The 7,257-nt window shown below is 72.1% G+C and carries 8 protein-coding genes; 7 read left to right on the forward strand and 1 reads right to left on the reverse strand.

Annotation, left to right across the window (positions count from 1 at the left end; genetic code table 11):
* The coding region (locus Q0L15_RS09645) for an acyl-CoA dehydrogenase (RefSeq protein ID WP_296603939.1) at positions 1-975 on the forward strand (975 nt) is incomplete at its 5' end.
* On the opposite strand, the gene Q0L15_RS09650 is transcribed toward Q0L15_RS09645, so the two are convergent.
* Positions 858-1,298, reverse strand: coding sequence for an inorganic diphosphatase (locus tag Q0L15_RS09650; protein WP_296603940.1), 441 nt, complete (start codon positions 1,296-1,298; stop codon positions 858-860). The genes Q0L15_RS09645 and Q0L15_RS09650 overlap by 118 nt on opposite strands.
* Before the next feature lie 94 nt (positions 1,299-1,392).
* On the opposite strand from Q0L15_RS09650, the gene dacB reads away from it, so the two are divergent.
* The 6 genes from dacB to Q0L15_RS09680 all read left to right on the forward strand — a co-directional run.
* Complete coding sequence (dacB, locus tag Q0L15_RS09655; protein ID WP_296603941.1) at positions 1,393-2,778, forward strand: D-alanyl-D-alanine carboxypeptidase/D-alanyl-D-alanine-endopeptidase; 1,386 nt, start codon at positions 1,393-1,395, stop codon at positions 2,776-2,778.
* Between the two features lie 63 nt (positions 2,779-2,841).
* Entirely contained in the window at positions 2,842-3,894 is a 1,053-nt protein-coding gene (locus Q0L15_RS09660; protein WP_296603942.1) for a zinc-dependent metalloprotease, read from the forward strand.
* 10 nt (positions 3,895-3,904) lie between these two features.
* Positions 3,905-4,870, forward strand: a complete 966-nt coding sequence (gene tilS, locus Q0L15_RS09665; protein ID WP_296603943.1) for a tRNA lysidine(34) synthetase TilS — start codon at positions 3,905-3,907, stop codon at positions 4,868-4,870.
* A gap of 94 nt (positions 4,871-4,964) precedes the next feature.
* On the forward strand, positions 4,965-5,693 hold the full coding sequence (locus Q0L15_RS09670; protein WP_296603947.1) for an Ig-like domain repeat protein: 729 nt from the start codon (positions 4,965-4,967) through the stop codon (positions 5,691-5,693).
* A 176-nt stretch (positions 5,694-5,869) separates the two neighbouring features.
* A complete protein-coding gene (gene hpt / locus Q0L15_RS09675) occupies positions 5,870-6,421 on the forward strand; it encodes a hypoxanthine phosphoribosyltransferase (RefSeq protein WP_296603944.1) in 552 nt (183 codons plus the stop codon).
* Positions 6,422-6,648: 227 nt separating this feature from the next.
* Positions 6,649-7,257, forward strand: a 609-nt coding sequence (locus Q0L15_RS09680; RefSeq protein WP_296603946.1) for an ATP-dependent metallopeptidase FtsH/Yme1/Tma family protein, incomplete at its 3' end; no start/stop codon positions are given.

Consider the following 7,257-nt stretch of genomic DNA (forward strand, 5'->3'; position numbering starts at 1 on the left):
CGGCGCGAGCTGGAGTCGCGGGCGGCCGGTACCAAGGCGCTCGGCACCTGGCACGCGACCCGCACCATCCAGGAGTGTCGCGAGGCGTGCGGTGGCGCGGGCTACCTGTCGGTGAACCGGTTCGCGGCGCTCAAGGCCGACAGCGACATCTTCACGACGTTCGAGGGCGACAACCACGTGCTGCTGCAACTGGTGGCCAAGGGTCTGCTCACCGACTACGCCAGCGAGTTCGAGGACCTCGACCAGCTGGGCATGATGCGGTTCGTGACCGGGGTCGCGGTCGAGACCGTCATCGAGAAGACCTCGGTCCACAAGCTGCTCGAGCGGGTCCGCGACCTGCTGCCCGGCGGCGACCAGTGGGACCAGGAGGCGGGCCTGCTCGACCCGGACTACCAGCTGGCGATGCTGCGCTTCCGCGAGGAGCACATGCTCGCCGGCGTCGCGCGCCGCCTCAAGCGCGGCATGGACAACGGCATGAACCCCGGCGAGGTGTTCTCACGCGTGCAGGACCACGTGATCGCGGCCGCCAACGCACACGTCGAGCGGCTGGTGCTCGAGGCGTTCGTCGCCAAGGTCCGCGGCCTGCCCGACGGCGACATGAAGATCGCGCTCAACCTGCTCTGCGACCTCTTCGCGCTGACGACCATCGAGTCCGACCGTGCCTGGTTCATGGAGCACGGCCGGCTCACCGTCGTGCGCTCCAAGGCGATCAGACGCGAGATCGGCTCGCTGTGCCGCAAGGTCCGCCCGATCGCCGTCGACCTCGTCGACGCCTGGGCGATCCCGGCCGAGATGCTGCTCGCCGGACCTGGTGCGATGACGGTTTCCCCGGCCGGCCGGGGAACTGCCGCGGGGGCTCAGTGCCCGCCGGTCTCCTTGAGACGCGCGAACGAGGCGTGGACCTCGGCCTCGGCCTCGGTGCGGCCGACCCACTCGGCGCCCTCGACGGACTTGCCGGGCTCGAGGTCCTTGTAGACCTCGAAGAAGAGGACCTTGTCGTCGCCGCCGGCCTCGTCGGTCATCCGGAACATGCCGATCGCGCGGCAGCGGATCAGGCAGCCCGGGAACGTGGGCTCCTGGAGGATCACCATCGCGTCGAGCGGGTCGCCGTCGAGGCCGAGGGTGTTCTCGATGTAGCCGTAGTCGGCGGGGTACTGCGTGGAGGTGAACAGGGTCCGGTCGAGCCGGATCCGGCCGGACTCGTGGTCGACCTCGTACTTGTTTCGCTGACCCTTCGGGATCTCCACCAGCACGTCGAACTCGAGCACGTCTTCCTCCGCCATCGTCAGGGTCATCATCAAGGTGATCGTCACGTCAGTGGGCCCGCGCGGCGGGCCGGGGGCCAGTGTCGCGCACAATGGCACCAGATGGGCACCCGGAGGAAGGCGGATCGTGGGCGGACGTGACGGATCCCACCCCGGACGCGCGTCCCGTCTCGCTGGGTGGCTGCCCGTCGTGGTGGTGCTCGCCGTCCTCGCCGCGGGCGTCGTCGCGTGGCGGCTCGACCCGGCCGGCCCCGACCCGACGGACGAGCCGGAGGCCGTCCCGCCCCCGCCCGGGCTGGCGATCGACGCGCCCGCCGAGCCCGGCCCGGTCGCTGCGCCCGCGTCCGGCGTACCCGACGCAGCGTTGGTACGGCGCGCTCTCGCTCCGGCCTTGCGCGACGCCGACCTGGGCCCGCACGTGCTCGCCACCGTCGCGGGGCTGGACGGCACCCTCCTCTACTCCCGCGGCACCGGCGAGGCGATCCCCGCCTCGACGCTCAAGCTGCTGACCGCGGCCGCTGCGCTGGAGACCCTCGGGCCCGACCACACGTTCGCGACGACCGTGGTCGCCGCCGGTCCGCGGCGCGTGGTGCTGGTCGGCGGCGGCGACCCGCTGCTGTCCGCGCCCGACCTGCGCCGCCTGGCTCGTGACACCGCGACCGCGCTGGCCGCCACCGGGGTCGGCGGGAAGGTGCGGCTCGGCTACGACGTGAGTCTGTTCACCGGCCCCGAGGTCAGCCCGCACTGGCCGGAGACCTACGTCCCCGAGGCGGTCGTCTCGCCGATCACGCCGCTGTGGGTCGACGAGGGCCGCCCCGCGAGTGGCACGGGCCGGGTCGCCGACCCGGCCGCCACCGCGGCGGCCACCTTCGCAACCGCGCTCGGCAAGGCCGGGGTCGCCGTGGCCGGGGCGCCCCGGGAGACCACGGCGCCCGCCGGCGCAGCCGAGCTCGCCCGCCTCGACAGCGACCCGCTGTCGGAGATCGTCGAGCACACTCTCGAGACCAGCGACAACGAGGCCGCCGAGGTGCTCGCCCGCCAGGTCGGGCTCGCCGTCGACGGCGACCCTTCGTTCGCGGGCGGTGCCCGCGCGGTGCGCACGGTCCTCGACGGGCTCGGGGTGCCGATGCAGGGCGCCGCGACGTACGACGGCAGCGGGCTCTCCCGCGACGACCGGCTCGACCCCGACACGCTGACGGCGGTCCTCGAGCTGGCCGCCTCGCCCGACCAGGGCGACCTGCGGGCGGTGCTCACCGGACTGCCCGTGGCCGGGTTCTCCGGCTCGCTGGTCGTGCGCTTCCCCGACGGGGATGATGCGGGTCGCGGTCTGGTGCGCGCCAAGACCGGCACGCTGTCGGGGGTGAGCGGGCTGGCCGGCATCGTGACCGACCGGGAGGGGCGCCCGATGGTGTTCGCGCTGCTCGCCGACCGCATCGACCTGGTCGACACCCTCGGCGCGCGCGCCGCGCTGGACGCCGCGACGAGCGCCCTCGCGGGCTGCCGCTGCGGCTGACGACCCGCCGAGGAGTCGGTGACGAGCCGGGAGCGGTGTGGCGGGCGCGGGTACCGTCGCGGCATGAGCACCCACTCGAGCGGCGGCCGCGGGATGGTCGACTGGAACCTCGCCGTGTCCCTCGGGTCCCGCATCGCCGGCGACGGCCCGGTCGTCGACCGCGCCACCGCCGCCGCGGTGGTCGCCGAGCTGCGCGCGGACGCCGACCGGTCCACCGGGCTGGTCCGCGAGTTCACCGGCCTGGTGGCCGCCGAGCGGACCGCGCCGGTGCTGGTCGTCGACCGGCCGGGCTGGGTGGCCGCCAACGCCGACGGCTTCGCGACGATCCTGACGCCCATCGCCGACAAGGTCGCGTCGCGCAAGGGCGCCCCGACGGGTCTCGCGCTCGCCATCGGGTCCCGGGTCACCGGGGCCGAGGTGGGCGCCGTCCTCGGCATCCTCGCCGGCAAGGTGCTCGGCCAGTTCGACCCGTTCCACGCCCCCACCGGCCGGCTGCTGCTGGTCGCGCCCAACATCGTCCACATCGAGCGCGAGCTCGGCGTCGACCCGCACGACTTCCGGCTGTGGGTGTGCCTGCACGAGGAGACCCACCGCGTGCAGTTCACGGCCACCCCGTGGCTGGCCGACCACCTCCTCGGCGAGATGCACGCGCTCGCCGACACCCTGGAGCCGAGCGGTCTGCTCGAGGACGGGCTCTCGCGCATCACCGACGTGCTCAAGGGTGCCCGCGAGGGTGGGGGCAGCCTGCTCGACGTCGTCAGCACGCCCGAGCAGAAGGAGATCGTCGACCGGGTCACCGGCGTCATGTCGCTGCTCGAGGGCCACGCCGACGTGGTCATGGACGGCGTCGGTCCCAGCGTGATCCCGACGGTCAAGGAGATCCGCAAGCGCTTCAACCGGCGCCGCGGCGGTGTGGGTGTCCTCGACAAGGTGCTGCGCCGGGTGATCGGCCTCGACGCCAAGATGGCGCAGTACCGCGACGGGGCGAAGTTCGTCCGCGCGGTCGTCGACAAGGCCGGCATGGCCGAGTTCAATGCCGTGTGGGAGCGCGCCGAGAACCTCCCGTCCAAGGCCGAGATCGCCGACCCGCAGGCCTGGATCGCCCGCGTGCTGTGACCATGGCGCGATGAGCCTCCACCCCGCGGTCGCGACCGTCCGGCTCGCCGTACGCCGCTCGCTCGCGGACCTCGACCCGGGTCGCACCGTGCTCGTCGCCTGCTCCGGAGGCGCGGACTCGCTCGCGCTGCTCGCGGCGACCGTGTTCGAGGCCCGCCGCGGCGGCTGGCGGGTCCTGGGCGTCACCGTCGACCACGGGCTGCAGCCCGGGTCGGCCGACCACGCCGCCCACGTGGTCGAGCAGATGGCGGCCCTCGGTGCCGACGAGACCGTCACCGCGACGGTGCGCGTCGAGGCGGCCGGCCAGGGCCCGGAGGCCGCGGCCCGGCAGGCGCGGTACGCCGTCCTCGAGCAGGTCGCCGAGCGCTTCGAGGCCGACGTCGTGCTGCTCGGCCACACCCGCGACGACCAGGCCGAGACCGTGCTGCTGGGGCTGACGCGAGGGTCCGGGGGCCGTTCGCTGGCCGGGATGCGCCGCTCCTTCGACCGGTTCGTGCGCCCCCTCCTCGACGTCGCGCGCGACGACACCGTCACGGCCTGCCAGGTCGAGGGCATCGCGTTCTGGGACGACCCCCACAACGACGACCCGGGGTTCACCCGCGTCCGGGTACGCCGGACCGTGCTCCCCGTCCTCGAGGAGCAGCTCGGCCCGGGCATCGCCGCGACGCTGGCCCGCACCGCCGACCAGCTCCGCGACGACATGGACCTGCTCGACGACGTCGCGGGGGCGGCGTACGGCGGCCTGCGCGACCTGCCGGTCGACGGGCTGCTCGCCCAGCCGACCTCGATCCGCCGCCGGGTGCTGCGGCTCGCCGCCCTCGACGCCGGCGCCGCCGCCGCGGGGCTGTTCCACGAGCACGTCCTCGCCATGGACGCCCTGCTCACCGACTGGCACGGTCAGAAGTGGGTCGACCTGCCGGGCCACGTCCGCTGCCGGCGGGTCGACGGGCGGCTGGGGTTCGACCGCCCCGGGTGAGAGTTCTCAGGTTCGGCCACGGGAGGTCGACGTGTGGGGTGACACTCGTCGTGACCCCGTCGCGTCCGCGCGGCCGCTCGATCCCGAGGTGACCATGCTCCGCAGCCGTCGTACCGCCGCCGTCGCGGCCGGTCTCGTCACCGGCCTCGCCGCCTTCGTCGTCGCGCCCCAGGCGCTGCCGGCCTCGGCCGCCCCGCAGACCTCGCCGGGCGTCACCGTCGAGCGCGCCGGCCAGGCCCTCATCCAGGGCGTGGTCGTCGACCAGTTCGGGGAGTACGTCGACGACGTCAAGGTGCAGGCCATCAAGGGCGACGGCACGCCGGCGGCGTCGGCGCTCACCTACGCGAGCAAGCGCAAGGACGGACCTCAGCACGGGTACTTCTTCCTCGAGGTCGGGCGGGGGACCTACACGCTCAAGCTCACGCGCGAGGGCTACCAGCCGCTGGTCCTGGACGACATCCGGGTCGAGAAGGCCCGCCAGAAGGTCAGCCTCGGCGAGACCGAGGTCAAGAAGGAACTCGTCGCCTCCCGCACCGACGCCGCGCTCGCGCAGAAGAAGGTCACCACCAAGCAGAACGGCGTCGTCACGGTCACCGTGTCCGCCAAGGGCGTGAAGCCGACCGGTGACGTCGAGGTCCGCGAGGGCCGCGACGTGGTCGGTGGCGGCCAGCTCAGGGCGGGCAACGGCGGGCGGCTCACGATCACCCTCGACCGGCTCCCGAAGGGCGCCCACGACCTGAAGGCCGTCTACCTCGGGTCGCGTTCGGTGAAGGGCTCCTCGTCCCAGACGATCACCCTGGTCGTCACCAAGGCCCGTCGCTGACCTCGTGCTCGCCGGCCTCCGTTCGTCGGACCTCCGCGGCCCGGGCACGCCCGTCGCTGCGTTGGCATCGCTCGACGGACGCCCGGTACGCCGTCGCGACGCCGCCTTGCGACGCACGCACCCGGACCACGGATGCCGTCGACGAACCTCCGCCGACGACCACTAGAGTCTGCGCCATGCACGCATCCGACGTGGAGAACGATCTCGTCAACGTCCTCTTCACCGAGGAGCAGATCCAGGCCCGGCTCGGTGAGCTCGCCCGCGAGATCGAGGCCGACTACGAGGGCCAGGACATCCTCATCGTCGGTGTCCTGCGCGGCGCGGTGATGGTGATGGCCGACCTGGCCCGCAGCTTCAGCCGCCACCTGGAGATGGACTGGATGGCGGTGTCGTCGTACGGCTCCGGCACGAAGTCCAGCGGCGTCGTGCGGATCCTCAAGGACCTCGACACCGACATCTCCGGGCGGCACGTGATCATCGTCGACGAGATCATCGACACCGGCCTGACGCTCTCGTGGCTGACCTCCAACCTGTCCTCGCGCAACCCTGCGTCGGTGGAGATCTGCACGCTGCTGCGCAAGCCCGAGGCGCTGACGATGCCGGTCGAGGTCAAGTACGTCGGTTGGGACATCCCGAACGAGTTCGTGGTCGGCTACGGCCTCGACTACAAGGAGCGCTACCGCAACCTGCGCGACATCGGGACGCTCGCCCCGCACGTCTACTCCTGAGCGGGGCGGTCTCGTCCAATGACGCCGTTCGGCACCGGTTGCTCACGGGTAACCGGTGCTCGACCGAACAATTGAACTGAACCTGCGGTCACCCCGGACGCCGACTGCGCCGGAGGGCGGTTTGCTGAGACAATGGTGATTGTCGACAGTGTGTACCGTCGGCATTCAGTTGAGCGTCCGCCCGGCACACCGCCCGGGGGACGGTGGTGTCGCGTCGAGAGAAGCCTGTGAAGCGCATATTCAAGGGTCCCTGGCTGTGGATCGTGCTCGCCGTGATCGGCGTGCTCCTCGCCCTGCAGTACCTCGCCCCCAACCGGGGTGGAGACGAGGTCGACGCCTCGAAGATGCAGGAGTACATCGCCCAGGGCGAGGTGCGTGACATCACCTTCGTCGACGGCGGGGAGCAGCAGATCAAGGCCACCCTCGACGACGGCAAGAAGGTCACCGCCTTCTGGCTCGACGGCACCCAGGCCGACATCGAGGCCGCCGTGCAGGCCCAGGTCGACGACGGCAAGATCGACACCTTCAAGGTCGACGTGCCCAAGCCGAGCCTGCTGGGCTCGATTCTCGCCACGCTGCTGCCGTTCGCGCTGATCATCTTGCTGTTCCTGTTCTTGATGAACCAGGTCCAGGGCGGCGGCGGTCGCGGCGTCATGCAGTTCGCGAAGTCCAAGGCCAAGCTGATCTCCAAGGACATGCCCAAGACGACGTTCACCGACGTCGCGGGATGTGAGGAGGCCATCGAGGAGCTCGGGGAGATCAAGGAGTTCCTCCAGGAGCCCGCGAAGTTCCAGGCCGTCGGCGCCAAGATCCCCAAGGGCGTGCTGCTCTACGGC

The organism is Nocardioides sp., assembly GCF_024509035.1.
GTDB lineage: Bacteria > Actinomycetota > Actinomycetes > Propionibacteriales > Nocardioidaceae > Nocardioides.